General features: G+C 66.8%; 20 protein-coding genes, 1 tRNA gene and 2 pseudogenes. 21 read left to right on the forward strand and 2 right to left on the reverse strand.

The features are described 5' to 3' along the window. Window positions 1-82 precede the first annotated feature (82 nt). From XAN126_RS28575 to XAN126_RS0124725, 17 genes and pseudogenes are all read left to right on the forward strand, one after another. A complete protein-coding gene (locus XAN126_RS28575) occupies window positions 83-550 on the forward strand; it encodes a hypothetical protein (protein WP_155982398.1) in 468 nt (155 codons plus the stop codon). 156 nt (window positions 551-706) lie between these two features. Then, window positions 707-1,921 carry a phage portal protein gene (locus tag XAN126_RS0124650; protein WP_024281217.1) on the forward strand — a complete coding sequence of 405 codons (1,215 nt, stop codon included), beginning with the start codon at window positions 707-709 and terminating at the stop codon, window positions 1,919-1,921. Then, a complete protein-coding gene (locus XAN126_RS0124655; RefSeq protein WP_081762777.1) occupies window positions 1,921-3,480 on the forward strand; it encodes a phage major capsid protein in 1,560 nt (519 codons plus the stop codon). The genes XAN126_RS0124650 and XAN126_RS0124655 overlap by 1 nt, the downstream gene beginning before the upstream one ends. Before the next feature lie 13 nt (window positions 3,481-3,493). After that, window positions 3,494-3,901, forward strand: a complete 408-nt coding sequence (locus tag XAN126_RS0124660; RefSeq protein ID WP_024281219.1) for a hypothetical protein — start codon at window positions 3,494-3,496, stop codon at window positions 3,899-3,901. Between the two features lie 223 nt (window positions 3,902-4,124). Next, entirely contained in the window at window positions 4,125-4,388 is a 264-nt protein-coding gene (locus XAN126_RS0124665; protein ID WP_024281220.1) for a hypothetical protein, read from the forward strand. A 3-nt stretch (window positions 4,389-4,391) separates the two neighbouring features. Further along, window positions 4,392-4,721 carry an HNH endonuclease signature motif containing protein gene (locus XAN126_RS0124670; RefSeq protein WP_024281221.1) on the forward strand — a complete coding sequence of 110 codons (330 nt, stop codon included), beginning with the start codon at window positions 4,392-4,394 and terminating at the stop codon, window positions 4,719-4,721. A 136-nt stretch (window positions 4,722-4,857) separates the two neighbouring features. Then, window positions 4,858-5,181: a head-tail connector protein gene (locus XAN126_RS0124675; RefSeq protein ID WP_029877715.1), complete on the forward strand. Its 324-nt coding sequence runs from the start codon at window positions 4,858-4,860 to the stop codon at window positions 5,179-5,181. Next, window positions 5,168-5,590: an HK97-gp10 family putative phage morphogenesis protein gene (locus XAN126_RS0124680; RefSeq protein WP_024281223.1), complete on the forward strand. Its 423-nt coding sequence runs from the start codon at window positions 5,168-5,170 to the stop codon at window positions 5,588-5,590. Before XAN126_RS0124675 ends, XAN126_RS0124680 begins: the two co-directional genes overlap by 14 nt. Before the next feature lie 3 nt (window positions 5,591-5,593). Next, window positions 5,594-6,061 carry a hypothetical protein gene (locus XAN126_RS0124685; protein ID WP_024281224.1) on the forward strand — a complete coding sequence of 156 codons (468 nt, stop codon included), beginning with the start codon at window positions 5,594-5,596 and terminating at the stop codon, window positions 6,059-6,061. A 41-nt stretch (window positions 6,062-6,102) separates the two neighbouring features. Next, entirely contained in the window at window positions 6,103-6,393 is a 291-nt protein-coding gene (locus XAN126_RS0124690) for a hypothetical protein (RefSeq protein WP_155982399.1), read from the forward strand. 74 nt (window positions 6,394-6,467) lie between these two features. Further along, window positions 6,468-6,641 (forward strand): hypothetical protein, encoded by a 174-nt coding sequence (locus XAN126_RS0124695; RefSeq protein ID WP_155982400.1) that lies wholly within the window; start codon window positions 6,468-6,470, stop codon window positions 6,639-6,641. Beyond that, window positions 6,638-7,048, forward strand: coding sequence for a DUF3168 domain-containing protein (locus XAN126_RS0124700; RefSeq protein WP_024281227.1), 411 nt, complete (start codon window positions 6,638-6,640; stop codon window positions 7,046-7,048). Before XAN126_RS0124695 ends, XAN126_RS0124700 begins: the two co-directional genes overlap by 4 nt. Further along, complete coding sequence (locus XAN126_RS0124705; protein WP_024281228.1) at window positions 7,045-7,365, forward strand: phage head closure protein; 321 nt, start codon at window positions 7,045-7,047, stop codon at window positions 7,363-7,365. Before XAN126_RS0124700 ends, XAN126_RS0124705 begins: the two co-directional genes overlap by 4 nt. A 44-nt stretch (window positions 7,366-7,409) precedes the next feature. Continuing rightward, window positions 7,410-7,685 (forward strand): annotated as a pseudogene (locus tag XAN126_RS0124710) (phage terminase small subunit P27 family); the annotation flags it as partial. Between the two features lie 36 nt (window positions 7,686-7,721). Next, window positions 7,722-9,351 (forward strand): annotated as a pseudogene (locus tag XAN126_RS0124715) (terminase TerL endonuclease subunit). Then, window positions 9,341-11,695, forward strand: coding sequence for a hypothetical protein (locus tag XAN126_RS27410; RefSeq protein WP_024281231.1), 2,355 nt, complete (start codon window positions 9,341-9,343; stop codon window positions 11,693-11,695). Before XAN126_RS0124715 ends, XAN126_RS27410 begins: the two are co-directional and overlap by 11 nt. 3 nt (window positions 11,696-11,698) lie before the next feature. Then, window positions 11,699-12,052: a hypothetical protein gene (locus XAN126_RS0124725; RefSeq protein ID WP_024281232.1), complete on the forward strand. Its 354-nt coding sequence runs from the start codon at window positions 11,699-11,701 to the stop codon at window positions 12,050-12,052. Window positions 12,053-12,118: 66 nt separating this feature from the next. On the opposite strand, the gene XAN126_RS0124730 is transcribed toward XAN126_RS0124725, so the two are convergent. Next, window positions 12,119-12,208, reverse strand: a tRNA-Ser gene (locus XAN126_RS0124730). A gap of 189 nt (window positions 12,209-12,397) precedes the next feature. Further along, window positions 12,398-14,836 carry a 1-deoxy-D-xylulose-5-phosphate synthase N-terminal domain-containing protein gene (locus XAN126_RS0124735; RefSeq protein ID WP_024281233.1) on the reverse strand — a complete coding sequence of 813 codons (2,439 nt, stop codon included), beginning with the start codon at window positions 14,834-14,836 and terminating at the stop codon, window positions 12,398-12,400. Window positions 14,837-15,003: 167 nt separating this feature from the next. Between XAN126_RS0124735 and XAN126_RS0124740 the strand changes: the two genes are divergently transcribed. The 4 genes from XAN126_RS0124740 (at window position 15,004) to rbbA (ending at window position 20,201) form a co-directional block, all read left to right on the forward strand. After that, entirely contained in the window at window positions 15,004-15,468 is a 465-nt protein-coding gene (locus XAN126_RS0124740; protein ID WP_024281234.1) for an Lrp/AsnC family transcriptional regulator, read from the forward strand. A gap of 25 nt (window positions 15,469-15,493) precedes the next feature. Then, complete coding sequence (locus tag XAN126_RS0124745) at window positions 15,494-16,300, forward strand: DUF72 domain-containing protein (protein ID WP_024281235.1); 807 nt, start codon at window positions 15,494-15,496, stop codon at window positions 16,298-16,300. Window positions 16,301-16,437: 137 nt separating this feature from the next. Beyond that, a complete protein-coding gene (locus XAN126_RS0124750) occupies window positions 16,438-17,475 on the forward strand; it encodes an HlyD family efflux transporter periplasmic adaptor subunit (RefSeq protein WP_024281236.1) in 1,038 nt (345 codons plus the stop codon). Continuing rightward, on the forward strand, window positions 17,472-20,201 hold the full coding sequence (gene rbbA / locus XAN126_RS0124755; RefSeq protein WP_024281237.1) for a ribosome-associated ATPase/putative transporter RbbA: 2,730 nt from the start codon (window positions 17,472-17,474) through the stop codon (window positions 20,199-20,201). Before XAN126_RS0124750 ends, rbbA begins: the two co-directional genes overlap by 4 nt. Window position 20,202 lies beyond the last annotated feature (1 nt).

Consider the following 20,202-nt stretch of genomic DNA (forward strand, 5'->3'; position numbering starts at 1 on the left):
CGGGGGCTTCCCCGTGGACCCTTTTCCATGTCTGAATCATTCTCTATCTATCTATTAATATTGATATCAGAGCTTACACACTATGATGGATGCACCCAGATACCTTCTTGACACTAACATCTTCAACATGATCGAAGATGGCCGCCTAGATCCTTCAATCCTAGATGGGGCAACACTCTATGCAACCCACGTCCAGATTGACGAGTTCAAGCAATGCTCACGTTCTGAACGGACCGCCGCGCTCCTGTCGCGCTTCCACGACCTGGGGCCAGAAAAAATTGAGACAGCCGGTCTAGTCTGGGACGTTTCGCGGTGGGATGAAGCCTGCTGGGGCAGCGAAGAGCTTTTGCAGAAGGTATTCGACAGAATTACAGAGCTGGATTCCCACGCGAGGAAGCGGGCGCGTGATCCGGTAAAAAATTGTTGGCGCGATGCACTACTCGCCTCTACGGCAATATATCGCGGCATAGTACTCCTGACGGCCGATGCCAATCTCGCGACCGCCGCAGAGCAGTTCGGCGCAACCGTGAGGCTTATCCAGAGCCGCTGACCTGGCCAGATTTAACGCGAGCGCCGCAAGCGGATTTCGTCCGCGCAGGACGCTTGCAGGCGCCATCATACTCACCAAAAGACTCACAAAGTCATGAGGCACCCACGGGATGCCATATAGTTGACCGCCTAGTATTTCGTCCACGATATAGTGGACATGCTCCATCGCATCCGCCAGTTCTTCGCTCCCGATAAGAAGTCGCTTGCCTCCCCGGACAGCGACTTGCTGGCGTTGTTCAGCGTCCCTGTCGCCACATCTTCGGGCGTGAGCGTTGGGCCTAGCTCGGCTCTTCAGGTGCCTGCCGTGGCATGCGCCGTGCGGGCTATCTCGGAAGCGGCGGCCACGCTGGACGTGAAGGTGATGCGCCGCGACGGCGAGACTGAAGCCGAGGTTGCCGACCATCCCGTCGCCGGCCTCCTGCGCGACCGCGTGAACGACTGGACGCCCGGTGCCGAGTTCATCCGGGACATCGTGGCATCTGCGCTGCTCTACGATCAGGGCGGCCTCGCGTGGGTGAACAGGGTGGGTGGCCGGCCGGTGGAGCTGATCGCCTACGATCCCGCCCACCTGAAGGCGCAGCGCCACGAGGACGGCAGCGGCGCCTATCGCTATCAGCTTAACGGCCGGGAGATTCCCGCGTCTGAGGTAATCCACCTCCGCAGTCCCTTCGGCCGCTCGCCGGTCACGCTGGCGCGGGAGAGCATCGGCCTTTCCATCACCTTGGAGAAGCACGCGGCCAAGCTCTTCGGCTCCGGCGCCCGCCCGGCTGGCATGGTGAGCTTTAAGGAGCGCATGACGCCGGATGCCATCCAGAAGGCGGCAGCGGCCTTCCGCGCCATGCTCGCCAGCGAGAAGACGGGCAACACGGCCTTCATGGATGCCGGCGCCGACTACAAGCAGTTGGTCCTCTCCTCGGTGGACAGCCAGTTCGCCGAGCTGGTGAGCTTCCAGATCCTACAGATTGCACGCGCCTTCCGCGTGCCGCCGCAGATGCTGTACGACCTGACGCGCGCCACATGGTCGAACGGCGAGCAGATGGGGCGCGAATTCCTCGTCTACACGCTGGAGCCCTGGCTTCGCGCTCTGGAGGGCGCCCTTCGCCTCGTGCTCTTCAGCGATGAGGAGTACCCGACGCACCGGGTGCATTTCGAGCGGGACGATCTGACCCGCGCCGACCTCGGCACCCGCGCCACCGCCTATTCCACGCTCATTTCCGCCCGCGTCGTGAACGCGAACGAGGTGCGCCAGTGGGAGGGCCTCGCTCCTTATGACGGCGGCGACGCCTTTGCCAATCCGAACACCGGAAGCAATCAGGCCGGAGCTGCTGCTCCGCAGGCGGACGGCGGCCGTCCGTTGGGAGGCGCAGCCTGATGGAACGCCTCTTCCTCGACACCAAGTTCATCACTGACGACACCGGCGCCGTGTCCGGCATCGCATGGCCCTTCGGCTATCCCGACCGTGTGGGCGACGTGGTGGAGAAGGGCGCATTCAAGGGCGCGGTGGGCAAGACCCTGCCCATGCTCTTCGCCCACGACCAGCGCGACACCGTGGGTGTGTGGGACGCCATCGCCGAGACGGAGAAGGGCCTGGAGGTTCGAGGCCGGCTCCTTGTGGATGACGTGGCCCGTGCCCGTGAGGTGCGCGCACTGGCGAAGGCCGGAGCCGTGTCGGGCCTCTCCATCGGCTTCATGACCAAGAAGGCCGCGCCCCGCAAAGGCGGTGGGCGGACCATCTCCGACCTCGACCTCTTGGAAATCTCGATTGTTGCCGCGCCCGCGCATCCCGGCGCTCGGCTCACCTCTGTGAAGGATGCGGAGCACTCAGACATGACGGAACAGACCGCGGCGGACACCACGCCGGAAGAAAAGGCGGCCCCCGTGGACGTTGCCGCCCTCGTGACCAAGGCGCTGGAGCCCGTGACCAAGGGCATCGGCGAGCGAATGGACAAGATCGAGGCCAAGCTCAATCGCCCGGCTGGCGGCGAGCGAAAGGATGATGAACCGGCGCCGGAGCTGAAGGCGTTTCGCACCTACCTGCGCATGGGGCCGAACGCCCCCGCCGATGAGGTGAAGACCCTCGTCGTGTCCTCCGATCCGCAGGGCGGCTATCTCGCTCCCGCCGAGATGAGCACCGAGTTTATCCGCGACCTCGTGGAGTTCTCGCCGGTTCGCTCCCTTGCCAGCGTCCGCACCACTGGCTCGCCATCGGTGCAGTATCCGAAGCGCACCGGCATCACGAATGCGAAGTGGAAGGGCGAGCTTCAGGCCAGCGAAGCTTCGGAGCCGTCGTTCGGCCAGCTTGAAATCGTGGTGAAGGAGGTAAACACCTATGTGGACATCTCCAATCAGCTCCTCGCCGACAGCGCTGGTGCTGCGGAAGCCGAGGTGCGGCTCGCCCTTGCTGAGGACTTCGGCCAGAAGGAAGGCCTTGCCTTCATCGAAGGCGACGGCGTGCTCCAGCCGATGGGCCTCCTGACGGACACCGGCATCGGCTACACCGCCAACGGCCACGCGACGAACCTTTCCGCCGACGCTCTCATCACGCTCATGTATGCCCTGCCTGCGGCCTATCGCCAGCGCGGCACCTGGCTGATGAACGGCAGCACGCTCGCCACCATCCGCAAGCTGAAGGATGGGCAGGGCAATTACCTCTGGCAGCCCTCCTATGCCGCCGACGTGCCCGAGACCATTCTCGGTCGCCCCGTGGTGGAAGCGGTGGATATGCCGGACGTGGCCTCTGGCGAGCATCCCATCATGTTCGGCGACTTCGCCACTGGCTACCGGATCGTTGACCGCCTGGCGCTCTCGATCCTGGTGAACCCCTACATCCGCGCCACGGAAGGCGTCACCCGCATTCATGCGACCCGCCGTGTTGGTGCTGGCGTGGTGCAGGCGGCAGCCCTCCGCAAGCTGAAGATGGCCACGAGCTGAGGAGGCCAACATCATGCGTGACATTGCATCCAACATCGCCGTGCGCGCCGTCATCGCCCCCGTGGTGGTTTCGGACAACACCGCTGCCGTGGGCACCGTCGTTGACGGACTTGGCTTCAACAGCCTCGCCTACGTGATCGCTACCGGCACCCTTGCCGATGCCGACGCCACCTTCATCGTGCTCCTGGAGGAAAGCGACGCCTCCGGCTCCGGCTTCACCGCTGTGGCGGACGCGGACATGATCGGCACCGAGGCGCTGGCCAGCTTCACCTTCGCCAATGACGGCGTGGTGCGGAAGCTCGGCTACATCGGCCACAAGCGGTACACGCGCCTCACCATCACCCCGTCCGGCAACAGCGGCAGCGCGCCTGTCTCGGCGGTGGCTGTGCTCGGTGGCGCGAGCGTTCGCCCGCAGGCCTGATCTTTGGGCGCCAGTTTCTGAGGGCACGTAGCGACCTGCCCAACAGCGGAAAGCCCGCCTCCCCGGCGCCCACCGAGCAGTCGGTTTCATGGGGGGACAAGGCGGGCACGGTCGCGAGCACCAGCGGTCTCCATCCCGCCAAGGACTCACCGGACCCGGAACCACGGGACCAAGGGAGGGGCCTCAATGGGGCTCCTCCCCCACCACCTAGGAGAACACGGGCATGGACCCGCACGCAGACGAATTCGACGCGGCCACGAACCTCGGCAGGAAGGCCCGCAACGTGACGCCCTCCGGATCCGACGTGGACCTGGACCCCATCCCGAAGACGGTGCTCTGCACCACTGACGGGACGCTGGCCTATGTGCCCGTGGACAATGCGGACGGTGGAGTCGTGAGCCTGACTGTCATGGCCGGCTACATTGCCATGCATCGCCCTCGCCGCATCAAGTCCACCACGACTTGCACCGTCTGGACGGTGGAGTGAGCCATGCCCGTGCGCGCCCCTCGCATCTGCGGCTGCGGCTATCGCATCGCCTCCGGCGAGCGGTGCCCGTGCGAGCGCAGGCGGAAGGCCGAAGCGGACAAGCGCAGACCCTCGGCTCGGGAGCGTGGGTACAGCACCAAGTGGGATGTGGAGCGTGCGGCGTACCTGAAGGCGAACCCGACCTGTGTGCGCTGCCCCAGCCCGGCGACCGTCGTGGATCACAAGGTGCCCCATCGCGGGGACATGAAGCGCTTCTGGGACCGGGGCAACTGGCAGGCCCTCTGCCGTCCCTGCCACGACCGGTGGAAGCAGAGCCTGGAGCGTCGCGGATGACGAAGCGCAGGGGGTACCGGGGGGTGGTTTCCGACTTCCCATGCTCGGCTTGGGACCGGCGGGGGTCCATCGCGCGAGATCGAGCCCAATTCATGCTTTTCAGTGATGATAAGCGCCGAACTTATAAGGTTCAGTGATGGCATACTCGACTGACCAGATTGTCGATACGCCCGACCTCAAGGCGCATTTGAACATCACCACGTCGGACGACGACGCCTTGCTGGCTGCCTATCTCGACGCCGCCCGCGGGGTGGTGGAAGGCTGGTGCGGCCCCTTCAACAACTACGAGGGTGGGGACTTTCCGCCCGCCCTTGTCCACGCCGTGAAGATGTACGCGGGCCATCTCTACGAAAACCGGGAGGCCAGCACCTTCTCGGGCTCTGCAACTGAGGTTCCGATGGGCTTTTTCGAGCTGATCGGACCCCACCGGAAGTGGGCGTTCTACGATGGCGAAGGCTGACACCAACGGCCTCGCCAGCCTCAACCGGCGGCTACAGGCCATCCCGAAGGCGGTCAAGGAGGCGGTGCAGCCTGCCTTGCAGAAGGCCGGCGGAGAGCTTGCCGGGGACATGAAGCGCCTGGCGGAGCGCTCCCGCGACACCGGCGACCTGATCCGCAGCATCGCCGTTACGCCGGCTGGGCAGAAGACACCCCCCTACTCCCAGCCCGGTGGCGAGCAGGTGGTGCCTGAGAACGCCGTCATGGTGACGGCCGGAAACACGTCCGTCCGCTACGCCCACCTTGTCGAGTACGGAACCACGAAGGCCGAGGCGCAGCCGTTCTTCTGGCCTGCGGTTCGGCTCAACAGGAAGAAGCTCACCGGCCGCATCAAGCGCGCCGTCTCCAAAGCAGTAAAGAACGCGAGGTAAGTTATGACTGCATCTACCACGGCCGGTGCGAAGATCTACATCGGCACCACCACCGAAGCTGCGAACCTGACGGCTTTTCAGGCTGACAGCTACACCGAGATCAAGGAGGTGGAAGACCTCGGCGAGTTCGGCGACGAAAGCTCTGAGGTGGAGTTCACCTCCATCGGGGATAGCCGGAAGCGCCGCTACAAGGGCACCCGCGACGCGGGCGTTCTGGAGCTCGTTTGCGGCCGTGACCCTCTCGACGCAGGGCAGGTTGCGGCTCTGGCTGCGGAGAAGGTGAAGGACGCCTACAACTTCAAGGTCGTCGTGAACGACGCCCCTGTCGGAGGCACCCCCACCACATACTTCTTCCGCGCCCTTGTCATGAGCGCGAAGAATAGCTTCGGAACTGTCGATAATATCGTGAAGGTCACGTTCAGCCTTGCGATCAACTCGGCCATCCTCGAAGAAGTCGCGGAAGAAGCGTGATGATGGAAGGGCACGTTCCCGTTATCCTTGGGGGCACTCAGGTGACGTTGGTGCCTTCGCTGGGCGCAGCAGTCGCTCTGTGCCGCAGCCATAAAGACTTCGCCGCGCTCCTTGAGCAGGTGGCGAAGTACGATCTGGAGGCATGCACGGCAGTAGTTCACCACGGCCTCGCGCGCACCTCAGACGAGTGGGAGCAATCCGCCGAAGAGGTGTACGAGACCGGGATGGTGGAGCTTGCGCCCCATCTTATCCGGTTCGTCGGCATCCTCGCCAATGGCGGCAAGCCCCTGCCCAAGGAGGAGGAGAAGCCCTCCGGCCCTTTCGGCGCGTGAGCCATCGCGATTACCACGCCTGGCTTTTCAGGGTGGCGACGGGATGGCTCGGGTGGCGGCCGGATGACGCTTACATGGCGGACATGGCCGACATTGAAGAGGCCTACCGCGGGCGCATGGACATGTTGAAAGCCATCTTCGGCAGCAACGACGGCAAGGCGGAAGAAGGCCCCAAGGTTTCCCTCGGCGAAAAATTCAGGGCGGCCATGTCAAAGCGTGGAACAGAGAAAGTAGTGAGCAGACCGTGAGCCCCGACCTTGCATTGCAGAAGGCACTCCTCGCCCGCCTCGCCGCCACGGCCGACGTGACGGCGCTGGTGCCCGCTGCGAATATGGTGGACGGCTTCGGCATCCCCCAGCGCTTCCCCTCGATTGTGCTGGGCGAGGGGCAGGTGGTGCGCGAGCCGTTGACGCTGGAGGCGCGACACCGGCGCATCTATGCCACGCTGCACATCTGGACGAAGAGCGCGCCCTCGGCACGCACCATTGCCGGCGCCGTCACCGCGGCGGTGGAAGGTTCGCCTCTGGTGGACCTTGAGGACGGGCACCATGCCATTTCCACGGTGGTGAGCGACACCCGATTCCTGCGCGACCCGGACGGCGAGACGGCGCACGGCGTGATGACGGTGGACTGCCTCATGGAGGTGGCGACATGAGAGCCGGCACCCTAGATCGCAACATCGTCATTCAGCGCGCGACCGAGGCGCGGGACGCCTTCGGAGTTGTCACCACCACATGGGCTACGCTCGCGACCATGCGCGCCGCGCTGGTGCAGGCAAGCACCACCGAGTTTCTTCAGGGCGCAGGCATTCAGGGCGACGCGGCCGTGATCTTCCGCACCCACTACCTGGATGGCGTGACGGTGCGCGACCGCGTGCTCTACGGCGACGTGGCGCACGACATCAAGGAGGTGAAGGAGATCGGCCGGCGCAAGGGCCTTGAAATCCGCACCGTGGCGAGGAACGCCCAATGAGAGGACGCAAGCCAGCCACCATCGAACCCGGCTCTTCGCCGGTGATGAAGGCACCCTCCCCGCCCGCATGGCTCCCGAAGGCCGGAAAGGCCGAATGGAAGCGGGTATGCCCGATCCTCGTGGATGAGCGGCGCACCCTCACCACGGCCGACTTGCCGACGCTCGCAGCCTATTGCGCGGCGGTAGCGCAGGTGCAGGAGGCGACCTCCATCCTGGAGGCCGAGGGCTTCACCTATCGCGGGCCTCAAGGTCCGAAGAAGCACCCCGCAGTGAGCATCCGCCACGACGCCATGACGCAGATGCGCCAGCTCGGCAGCGAACTGGGCTTGACGCCGGTGAGCCGCAGCCGGCCGGCTATGAGGGACCGAGATGATTCCGAAGACGCATCCGGCCTGGATCTTTGATGGATCGGATATCCCCGACCCGCTCGGCCATGGCGACCGGGCGGTGAGGTTTCTGCGCGCCCTGAAGCATCCGAAGAACCCGGCGCCGGGCCAGCCGTTTCAATTGGACTTCTGGCAAGAGCGCATCGTGCGCCGCATCTATGGCCCGCGGCATCCGGACGGCTCGCGCATCGTGAAGACGGTGGTGTTGCTCCTGCCGCGCGGCAATCGGAAGACCTCCCTTGCCGCGGCCCTCGCGCTCCTGCACGCCCTCGGACCGGAGCGTGTCCCCGGTGGCGAAGTCATCAGCGCGGCGGCAGATCGAAAGCAGGCCCGCCTCGGCTATACCGAAGCCCTTGGCATCATCCGCTGCGACAAGCGCCTCGGCGCCGTGACCTCCTTGCAGGACTACCGCAACCGGATCACGAGCAAGAAGTGGGGCAGCTTCTATGAGGCCATCTCCTGCGATGCCGGGACGCAGCACGGACGCACGCCCGTGTTCGTCCTCGCCGACGAACTGCACGCCTGGAAGAAGCGCGACCTTTGGGACGTGCTGAAATCCGGCCTCGTGAAGGTGAAGGGCTCGCTCCTGATCGTCGCCACCACGGCCGGCCGGGGGCAAGAGAACATCGCCCACGACATTGTGGAGGACGCCCGCAAGGTGGCCCGTGGCGAGGTGGACGATCCGTCGATTCTTCCCGTGCTCTTCGAGGCCGGGAAGGATGAGGACTGGCACGACGAACAGGTGTGGCATCGGGTGAACCCCGGCCTCGCCCACGGCTACCCCGACCTTGAAGGACTGCGGCAGCTTGCGCGCGAGGGCGAGCGGCGCATCGGCGATCGGGAGGCATTCCGCCAGCTCAACCTCAACGTCTGGCTGGACCATTCCGCCGAGCCCTTTGTCGAGATGGACGTCTATGATGAGGGGAATGGCGAGGTGGACCTCGGCGCCCTGGAGGGCGAACCGTGCTGGCTCGGGGTGGACCTCTCTTCCAACCGCGACCTGACGGCCGTGGTGGCGGCTTGGCGCGACGCCGACGACGGCTTCATCGTGCATCCGTGGTTCTTCTGTCCGGAGGACAACCTCAGGGAGCGCGCCGACCGGGATGGAGTGCCCTATCCCTCGTGGGCGAGCGAAGGCTTCATCGTGCCGACGCCCGGCAACGTGGTGGACTTCCGCCATGTGGAAAATGCCATCCGCGATCTATGCGCCCGCTTCCGGGTGCAGGAGATCGCCTTTGATCCACACCTCGCGCGCAACAGCCTGAACACCCTCTTGGAAGAGGGATTGCCCGCGGTGGAGATGCGGCAGGGATGGGTCACGATGGCGCCCGCGGTGAAGGAGTTGGAGCGCGCCATTGTGGGCCGGCGCCTCGCTCATGGCGGGCACCCGGTGCTGCGCTGGAATTTCGAGAACATCGCCGTCCACACCGATCCGGCCGGCAACAGGATGTTTCACAAGGGCAAGAGCCGGGACCGCATCGACGGCGCCGTGGCCTGCGCGATGGCGGTGGCGCGGGCGGCAGCGGGAGATGCAGGCGGCTCCGGTTTCGATGATGCCCAGGGAACCGACGAACTCATGAGGTGGCTCAATGGCCAATGAAGACGAGCGGCTTGTCGTAGCCCTTGAGGCGCGCATCCGGGACTTTGAGAAGAATTTCGACAAGGCGCAGCGCACAGCCAATTCGCGGTTCAACGCCATCGAGAAGCGCGCGCAGGCGTCTGCATCGAACCTGAAATCGGCATTCTCCGGCGCGGGAACGTCCATCGAGGCGGTGTTCGCCACGCTTGGTGGTGCGGGCATCATTGCGGGCGGTGGCCTTGCCGGCATCGTCGCCACGCTCAAAGGCGCGGCCACATCGGTGGCAGACCTCGCCGCAGAAGCGCAGAAGGCGGGAGTGTCCTTCGGCGCCTTTCAGGAGTTGAAGTACGCAGCCGAGCAGAGCCGGGTGGGCGTTGATGCCCTGACGGACGGCCTCAAGGAGATGCAGCTCCGCGCCGACGAATTCATCCGCACCGGCGCCGGATCGAGCGAGGAGGCATTCAAACGCCTCGGGTACACGGCGGCCGATCTAAAGAAGAAGCTCGCCGACCCTGCGGCCTTGTTCGAAGAGATCATCACCAAGCTCGGCCGATTCCAGAAGGCGGCACAAATCCGCATCGCCGATGAAGTCTTCGGCGGCACCGGTGGCGAACAGTTCGTCCGCCTCCTTGAGCAGGGCGAGGGTTCCCTCGGTCGGGCGCGCCAGCGTGCTCGCGAGCTGGGCATCGTCATCTCCGACGACGTGGGCAAGAAGGCGCAGGAGATCACGCGGCAGTTCGACGAGCTGGCCACGCGGATCGAGGTGGCTCTCAAGAGCGGGGTGCTGGAGGGCGCGACCGCCCTGGAGAAGTACAAGGCCGAGATCGCTGCCGTTGCCGCGCTCCTCGGTGCCATTGGCGCCGGCGCCTTGCTCGGTCCCCTCGTGGCGTCGCTCGCATCGGCGGCGGCCGGAGCTGTGGCAGCGGGAACGCAGATCACTCGCCTCACGGCCACCATCGTTGCGGTGACGGCGGCGCAGCGGGCGGCGACGCTGGCGACCGCTGGCCTGAGCACCGCCCTGCGGCTCCTCGGCGGGCCGACCGGGATTGCCATCGCGGCCGTGCTCGGAGGCATTGCCCTTCTCGCCCTGCGGCAGGATCAGGCCAAGCAGGCGACCGAGACGCATCAGAAGGCCATGGCAGAGCTGGACAAGGCCATCTCCGATGTGAGGGCCAAGGTACCCGGTGCCGAGGCGGCCCTGAAGTCCCTTGCCGATCAGCATGTCGATAATGCCAAGAAGGCGCTCGCCGACGCGCAGGCGGAGTACGAGTACGCCAAAGCGGTGGCCGCGCGGCAGAACCTCGGCGGCTGGGCTGGCAAGTACGGGACGAAGGCTCCCGCTGACAACACAGGCGAGATGGCGGCAGCGGCCGAGGCGAACCTGAAGCGGGTGGAGGAAGCCCAAAAGCGCCTGGACGAACTGGAGGCGAAACGCGCTCAGGGCCTTGCGACGAAGCCGGGGGCGAACCCCGACACCAGCTTGCCCGGCAAGGGCGCCGAAATCGTGAAGTCGGCGCAGGAGCGCGTGACCGCCCTGGAGGTGGAGCGCAACGCCCTCACCATGACGAAGCAGGCGGCGGCCGAATACACCTTCATGATGGAAGCCGAAGCACAAGCTCGGCAGGCCAACATCAAGCTCACCCCGGAGCAGAAGGCGAAGCTTGAGGAGCTGGCGAAGAAATACGCCGAGGTGACTGCGCAGATCGAGAAGACGAAGGAAGCGCAGGAGCAGCTCAACGAGATCAAGAGCATGGTGGGAAGCTTCTTCAGCGACCTCCGCTCTGGAATGGAGAGCGGAAAGAGCGCGGCGGACTCTTTCTCTGACGCCCTCAAAAACCTGATGAACCGCATCCTCGACATGATCCAGCAGAAGCTACTGGAGCAGCTCTTCAAGATGCTTTTCTCGACGGGCTTCGGTTTTTCCGAAGGCGGAACTGTCGGCAACACCACGGGTGCGAGCTTCACCAAAGCGGCCACAGGCGGGCTCATTTCCGGCCCCGGAACAGCAACATCGGACAGCATTCCCGCGATGCTCTCCGATGGCGAGTTCGTCGTGAACGCCAAGTCGGCGAAGAAGTTCGCCCCCCTTCTGGCTGCCCTTAACTCCGGGAAGATCCCCCACTTCGCCAAGGGCGGCAGCGTCGGCGGAGGCATGGCTTCCGCGATGGGCGGCGACCTCGTGGTGAATGTCGAGAACTATTCCGGCGCCGACGTGAAGGCGGAGAAGCGCCGAGGGCCGGACGGGCGGATGAACCTTCAGATGGTGATCGGCTCTGCCGTGAACAAGCACATCGTGAGTGGCCGGGCCGATGGCGCGATGCGTAGCCAGTTCGGTACCGCGCCCCAGACCGTAGAGAAAGGATGAAACATGGCAGTCACTTGGCCTCCCACTCTGCCGCAGAAGCCCTTTCGGGGGCAGTGGAACGAACAGTCTCAGGATGACGTGGTGCGGTTCCAGCCAGAGAGCGGCCCGCCGATTGTCCGGCGCAGGAGCACGGTGCAGACCTATGTCGCCACGGCCACGTTCCGGATGACGAATGAGCAGATCGCCGACTTCATGGTGTTCCACAAGGAGGATCTGAAGGGCGGAGCGCGGCGCTTTTCGTGGGCGCATCCTGTGTCGGGCGCTGCGGCAGAATGGACGTTCGAAGAGCCCTACAGCTACCGGCACGTCGATGATGACGTGTATGACCTGGCGGTGACGCTCAGGCGGATGCCGTAATCTGCTTACTGTGCGCTTACTAGGGAAACTTCCGCCGCTGGTGGAAGTCTGCTAAGTGCTTGATTCTGGCGGAGAGGGAGGGATTCGAACCCCCGATACGGTTGCCCGTATGCCGCATTTCGAGTGCGGTGCATTCGACCACTCTGCCACCTCTCCGCAGCGCCGGCGCCGGAGTTCCGCGAGGGAAATCCATGACGCCGGTGGCGTGGTCGTGCGCTTCTAGCGGACGTTGGGGCGAAGGACAAGCGGTCGCGCGCAGGTCCGTCGCGGGAACATGAACCGATCTGCGCGGCCGGAGCTGGGACCCCCCAGAGTCCAGCGCCACCATGGGGCGAGGCGCGACCCTCACACCGCCTTCAGGTGCCGCAGCGGCCGGCCGGAGGAGATGCCCTGGGCGGCGGCGATGATGGCGGCGGTGTCGAGGCCGTAATGGGCATAGAGGTCGGCGAGCGTCCCGGTCTGGCCGAAATGCTCCACCCCCAGCGCCCGCACCCGGTGGCCCGCCACGGCGCCGAGCCAGCCCAGCGTCGCGGGATGCCCGTCGATGACGGTCACGAGCCCGCAATGGCGCGGCAATGCCGACAGCAGCCGCTCCACATGGCTCTGCGCCCCGGCAAAACCGCGCTCGCGGGCGCGGGCGGCCGCCGTCCAGCCGGCGTTCAGCCGGTCGGCGGAGGTGACGGCGAGGAGGCCCACGTCGCGCCGGTCCTCGGCGATGAGGGCCATCGCATCGATGGCTTCGGGCGTCACCGCCCCCTGCACGGCGATCACCACATCGCAATTGGGGCCGGGCTCGCGCAGCCAATAGGCGCCGTCCACGATGGCGCGCTTCTGCGCGTCGGTGAAGACGCGCTTCGGCTGCTCCAGCGGGCGGGTGGAGAGGCGGAAATAGACCGAGCCGCCGGTTTCGTCGCGCAGCCAGTTGCGCTCGTCGGCGGCGCCATCCCCGTCGCGCTGCACATAGTCGAAGGCGAATTCCATCAGCACCGCCAGCTCGTCCACGAAGGCCGGCTCGAAGGCGGCGAGGCCATCCTGCGCCATGCCGATGAGCGGCGTGGCGATGGACTGGTGCGCGCCTCCTTCGGGCGCCAGCGTGATGCCGGATGGCGTCGCGACGAGGATGAAGCGGGCATCCTGGTAGCAGGCATAGTTCAGCGCATCGAGCCCGCGGCAGATGAAGGGGTCGTAGAGCGTGCCCACCGGCACGAGGCGGGCGCCGAACAGGGAGTGGGAAAGGCCGAAGGCGGAGAGCGTCAGGAACAGGTTCATCTCGGCGATGCCGAGTTCCATGTGCTGGCCCTTGGGCGAGAACTCCCAGGCGAAGGTGGAGGGGATGCGCTCGCGCCGGAACACGTCGGCCAACGCCTCGTGGGCGAACAGGCCGCGCCGGTTCACCCACGGCCCCAAATTGGTGGAGACGGTCACATCAGGCGAGGTGGTGACGATGCGGTCCGCAAGCGGGCTCTCGCCCTTGGCGAGGTCCTGCAGGATGAGGCCGAAGCCAGCCTGGGTGGAAATGCTGGGATTGGGCGGCGGGGCGAGCGCGGGCACGGCGAGCGCGGGGTCGGCATAGCGGCGCGGACCGCCCTGCGCGAAGGGCACGCGATCGAGGAAGGCGCGCAGATCGCCTTCAGGGCACTTCAGCCCCTCGAACGGCTCCCATTCGCGCCCCGTCCCGACGTTCATGGACGCGCGCAGCGCCTCCATCTGGGTCGGGGTCATGAGGCCGGCGTGGTTGTCCTTGTGGCCGGCCAGCGGCAGGCCGAAGCCCTTCACCGTGTAGCACAGGAACGCCACCGGCCGGTCGTGGTCGATGGCGTCGAAGGCGGCGATGAGGGAGGCGATGTCGTGGCCGCCGAGATTGGTCATCAGCGCGGACAGCTCGGCGTCCGAGCGCCGGGCGATGAGGGCGGAAACTTCGCCCTGATCGCCGAGGTCGTCCATCAGGCGCTTGCGCCAAGCAGCACCGCCCTGAAAGGTGAGCGCGGAATATTCGGCGTTGGGGCAGGTGTCGATCCAGCGCTTCAGGGCTTCCCCGCCCGGCTCGGCGAAGGCGGCCTGCTGCAGGGTGCCGTATTTCAGCACGACCACCTGCCAGCCCATCGCCTCGAAGATGCCGGTGAAGCGCTCGTAGAGGCCTTCGCGCACCACGCCGTCGAGGCTCTGGCGGTTGTAGTCGATGATCCACCAGGTGTTGCGCACCTCGTGCTTCCAGCCCTCCAGAAGCGCCTCGAAGACGTTCCCCTCGTCCAGCTCCGCATCGCCCACGAGGGCGATCATCCGCCCCTTGGGGCGGTCGCCGGCGAGGCCGTGGGCGTGGACGTAATCCTGCGCGAGGCTGGCGAACAGGGTCTGCGCCACGCCGAGGCCCACCGAGCCGGTGGAGAAGTCCACGTCGTCGGCATCCTTGGTGCGCGAGGGGTAGGATTGCGCGCCCTTGAAGCCGCGGAAATTCTCCAGCCGCTCCCGGCTCTGGCGGCCGAACAGATACTGGATGGCGTGGAAGATGGGGCTCGCATGGGGCTTAACCGCCACCCGGTCCTGCGGGCGCAGCACATGGAAATAGAGCGCGCACATGATGGCGGCCAGCGAAGCCGAGGAGGCCTGGTGGCCGCCGACCTTCAGGCCGTCGGTGCCGGGCCTGAGGTGATTGGCGTTGTGGATCATCCAGCTCGCCAGCCACAGCACCTTCTTCTCCAGTTCGCCGAGCACCGCGAGATCGGCGGCCGAGGGCGGGGCGGGCGGGGTCCGGGGGGCGGGAGAAGCGGAATGGGGGGAGGCCATGGCGTTTCCTCGGCGTGTGTCTTCGGCGATTTCTTCTTCAGCGGGCGAGCCGGAGCACCTGCCGCAACCGATTGTAGCGTGGGCGGAGCGGCGTTTCCGGTCGAATCGGCCTTACCTTGCCGCGACCTGCGCCATAAAATGCCGTGTGACGCAGCCGACGGAGCAGGATCATGCGCCTCGACGCCATCGACCGGAAGATCCTCGCCGTCCTGCAGGCGGATGGGCGCAAGAGCATCGCGGAATTGTCCGGGGAGGTGGGGCTTTCCCCCTCGCCGTGCCTGCGGCGGGTGAAGGCGCTGGAGGAGGCGGGGCTGATTTCGCGCTATGCGGCGGTGCTGGACCAGCGCAAGGCCGGGCTGCCGGTGAGCGTGTTCGTCTCCATCAAGCTGGAGCGCCAGCAGGAGGAGGCGCTGGATGCATTCTCCGCCGCCATTCGGGGCTGGCCGGAGGTGCTGGAATGCTATCTGATGACCGGCCCGCGCGATTACCTTTTACGGGTGGTGGCGGCCGATCTCGACGCCTATGAGCGCTTCCTGAAGGAGAAGCTCACGCGGCTCGACGGCATCGCCTCCATCGAAAGCTCCTTCGCGCTGGAACAGGTGAAATATTCCCACGTCCTGCCGCTGCCGTGACGGCCGGACGCGCAAGGAGGATCAGATGGCCATACGCGTCGGCATCGGCGGCTGGACGTTCGAGCCGTGGCGCGGCGTCTTCTATCCGGAAGGCCTGCCCCACGCGAAGGAGCTGCCCCACGCGGCATCCGTGCTGAAGACCATCGAGATCAACGGCACCTTCTATCGCACACCCTCCGCCAAATCCTGCGCCGACTGGGCGCGGCAGGTGCCGGACGGCTTCGTGTTCGCGCTCAAGGCGACGCGCTACGTCACCCAGCGCCGCGTGCTGGCGGAGGCGGAGGAAAGCGTCGGCAAGTTCATCACCAGCGGCATCGTGGAGATGGGCGACCGGCTCGGCCCCATCAACTGGCAGTTCCCGGCGACGAAAGCGTTCGACCCGGACGACATGGCCGCCTTCATCGCCTTGCTGCCGAAGGCGCGCGAAGGGGTCGCCCTGCGCCATGCGCTGGAGGTGCGGCACCCCTCCTTCGCCGTGCCCGAATTCGTCGAGCTGGCCCGCAAGCACAACGTCGCCATCGTCTTTGCCGACCACGAGACCTATCCCGCCATCGCCGACCTGACGGCGGACTTCACCTATGCCCGCCTCCAGCAGACCGCCGAGGCGGTCGAGACCGGCTATGGGGCCGCCGACCTCGCGCGCTGGGCGAAGGCCGCGAAGGCGTGGGAGGCCGGCGCCGTGCCCGAGGGCCTGCCGCAGGCGGGGGCGCCCGCAAAGGCGAAGGGAAAGACGGCGGCCAGGCGCGATGTCTTCCTCTACCTCATCGGCGGTGCGAAAGTGCGCAACCCGGCCGGCGCCATCGCTTTGCAGCGGCAGGTGGACGGCGAGTGAACAGCCGTTGACCTCAATCAACGCCGGACGTGTGCACTGCGGTAAAGAGATGATGCAGAGACGGTTCCCGACGCCCCGCGGGAGTGCCATCCTCCACCGGCATCGCGGGGGCGTGCCAGCCTCCTGAAGGTGTCCCTATGAAGCGCTCCCTTGCCATCCTCGCCGTCATCGTCGCCCTCGCGGCCGCAGGCGGCGCCGGGGCGTGGTATCTCGCGCACCGCAGCCGCGCCCTGCCCCCCGGCTTCGCCGAGGGCAACGGGCGCATCGAGGCCACCGAGGTGGACGTGGCGACCAAGGCCGCCGGCCGCCTGCTGGACGTGCTCGCCGAGGAAGGCGACTTCATCAAGCAGGGGCAGGTCATCGCGCACATCGACGTCTCGGACCTCGAGGCGGCCCTGCGCACGGCGGACGCTCAGGCGGCCCAGGCGCGCCAGTCCCGCGACACCGCCTTCCATGTGGTGGAGCAGCGCAAGGGCGAGCTGGACCTCGCCACCAAGGAGCTGGAGCGGCAGGAGACGCTGGTCGCGAAGGGCTTCGCCACCGAGCAGAAGGTGGACCAGTATCGCACCACCAAGCTCACCGCCGCCGCGGCCCTCGCCGCCGCCCAGTCGAGCCTTGCGGCGAGCGAGAGCGCCATCCGCGCCGCCGAAGCCGAAGTGGACCGCCTGAAGCGCCTTGTCGCCGACGGCACCCTCATCGCCCCCAAGTCCGGCCGGGTCATCTACCGCCTCGCCGAGCCGGGCGAGGTGCTGGGCGCCGGCGGCAAGGTGCTGACCTTCATCGACCTTTCCGATGTCTACATGACCATCTTCCTGCCCGCCGCCGACGCCGGGCGCATCGGCCTCGGCACCCCTGCGCGCCTGATGCTGGAGCCGCTGCCGGACCGCGCCGTGCCGGCCGCCGTTTCCTTCGTCTCGGCCCGCGCCCAGTTCACCCCCAAGCAGGTGGAAACCCAGCGCGAGCGCGACCGCATGATGTTCCGCGTGAAGCTCCGCGTCGCCCGGCCGCTGGTTGAGAAGTATCTGGATCATGTGAAGACCGGCGTCACCGGCGTCGGCTACGTGCGGCTCGATCCCGCCGCCCAATGGCCCGCGTGGCTCGACTCGGACCTCGTGCGCGACGCCGCCGATGCGCCGAAAGAAGCGGGAACGAAGGGTACGGGAGCCAAACCGTGAGCGAGGCCGCTCCGGCGGCACTCCCGGACGCCGTCCGGCTCGCCGGCATCCACCACGCCTACGGGAAGACGCGCGCGGTGGACGGGGTGGACATCACCATCGCGGAAGGCTCCGCCGTCGCCCTCGTCGGGCCGGATGGAGTGGGCAAGTCCACCCTGCTCGGCCTCATCGCCGGGGCAAAGCGCATCCAGACGGGCAAGGTCGAGGTGCTGGGCGCGGACTTCGCCGCGCGCAAGGCGCGGGAAGAGGCGCAGCCGCGCATCGCCTTCATGCCGCAGGGGCTGGGGCGCAACCTCTATCCCAACCTCTCGGTGGCCGAGAACATCGCCTTCTTCGCCCGCCTGTTCGGCGAGGATGCGGCGGCCAAGGGCGCCCGCGTCGCCCCCCTGCTCGCCGCCACCGGCCTCGACCCGTTCGCCGACCGGCTCATGCGCAAGCTCTCCGGCGGCATGAAGCAGAAGCTCGGCCTGTGCTGCGCGCTGGTACACGACCCCGATTTACTGCTGCTGGACGAGCCCACCACCGGCGTCGATCCCCTCTCCCGTCGCCAGTTCTGGGACTTCGTGGACACCATCCGCGCCGACCGCCCGCACCTGACCCTCCTCGTCGCCACCGCCGACATGGAAGAGGCCGCCCGCTTCGGCCGCGTGGTGCTAATGGACCAGGGCCGCATCCTCGCCGACGGCAGCCCGGCCGAGCACCTCGCCCGCACCGGCCAGCCAACGCTGGAGCGCGCCTTCATCGCTTTGCTCCCGGAAGGCCAGCGCGGCAACGGCGAAGCCGCGCTCCCGGTCGCGGCCATCCCGGCCGACGCGCCGGTGGCCATCGAATCCCGCGGCCTCACCCGCCGCTTCGGAGACTTCGTGGCGGTGGACGATGTGAGCTTCACCATCCGCCGCGGCGAGATCTTCGGCTTCCTCGGCTCCAACGGCTGCGGCAAGTCCACCACCATGAAGATGCTCACCGGCCTGCTGCCGGCAAGCTCCGGCGAGGCGCTGCTGTTCGGCGTGCCGGTGGACCCGAAGGATATCGAGACGCGCCGGCGCGTCGGCTACATGTCGCAGGCCTTCTCGCTCTACGGCGAGCTCACCGTGCGGCAGAACCTGGAGCTGCACGCCCGCCTGTTCGCCTTGCCGGAGGACGCGGCGGCCAAGCGCATCGCCGATCTCGTCGCCACCTTCGATCTCACGGACCATCTCGACGACCTCTCGGACGGCCTGCCCCTCGGCGTGCGCCAGCGCCTGTCGCTGGCGGTGGCGGTGCTGCACGAACCGGAGGTGCTGATCCTCGACGAGCCCACCTCCGGCGTCGATCCGGTGGCCCGCGACGGCTTCTGGGACCACCTCCAGCGGCTCTCGCGGGATGAGGGCGTGACCATCTTCGTCTCCACCCACTTCATGGGCGAGGCGGAGCGCTGCGACCGCATCTCCTTCATGCATGCCGGCCGCGTCATCGCCACCGGTACGCCGCAGGCGCTGAAGGACGCGCAGCACGCGGCGAGCCTGGAGGAGGCATTCGTCGCCTATATGGAGATGGGCGGCCGCGCCGCCGGCACCGAGGCCCGCCTGCCCCCGCCCCAGCCACGGCCGGCGGGAAAGCCTGCCGCCTTCTCGCCCCGCCGCCTCGCCGCCTATGCCTGGCGCGAGACGCTGGAGCTGAAGCGCGATCCGGTGCGCCTCGCCTTCGCGCTGCTCGGCACCGCCTTCCTGATGATCATCTTCGGCTACGGCATCACCCTGGACGTGGACAAGCTGCGCTTCGCCGTGCTCGACCGCGACCAGACGCCGGAAAGCCGCGCCTATATCGACGGCTTCGCCCACTCCACCTATTTCCGCATCCAGCCGCCGCTCGCATCGCCGGACGACCTCGACCAGCGGCTGAAGTCCAACGCCATCGCCTTCGCCATCGAGCTGCCGCCGAACTTCGGCGCCGATCTGCGCTCCGGCCGGCAGACGGAAGTGCTCGTCACCATCGACGGCGCCATGCCGTTCCGGGCCGAGACCATCAAGGGCTATGTGGAGGCGGTGCACACCATGTTCCTCGCCGATGCGGCGCAGATGGCGGGGCGCAGCTTCTCCGCCTTCGCGGGGCTGGAGATGCGCTACCGCTACAACCAGTCCTTCCGCAGCCTCGATGCCATGGTGCCGGCCAACATCGCGCTGATGCTCATCTTCATCCCGGCCATCCTCACCGCGCTCGGGGTGGTGACGGAGAAGGAGCTGGGCTCCATCACCAACCTCTACGTCACGCCGGTGACGAAGCTCGAATTCCTGCTGGGCAAGCAGGCGCCCTATGTGGGGGTGGCGCTGTTCAACTTCGTCGTGATGGTGCTGATGGCGCTGTTCCTGTTCGGGGTGCCGCTGAAGGGCTCGTTCCTCGGGCTGGCGCTGGGGGCCTTCGCCTATGTGCTGGCGACGACCGCCATCGGGCTCGTCTCCTCCACCCTCACCAACACCCAGGTGGCGGCGCTGTTCGGCACCGCCATCGGCACCATGATGCCCGCCACCCAGTTCTCCGGCATGCTCCAGCCGGTGGCCTCGCTGGAGGGCGGGGGATGGGTGCTCGGCACCTTCTTCCCCACCACCTATTTCATGCGGGTGAGCGTGGGCGCTTTCACCAAGGGGCTGAGCTTCACCGAGCTTCTGCCGTTCGTCATGGCCACCGCCGCCTTCTGGCCGGCGCTGCTGGCCATCGCCTTCCTCATCCTGCGGAAGCAGGAGACCTGAC

The organism is Xanthobacter sp. 126 (assembly GCF_000526175.1).
Classification (GTDB): domain Bacteria; phylum Pseudomonadota; class Alphaproteobacteria; order Rhizobiales; family Xanthobacteraceae; genus Xanthobacter; species Xanthobacter aminoxidans.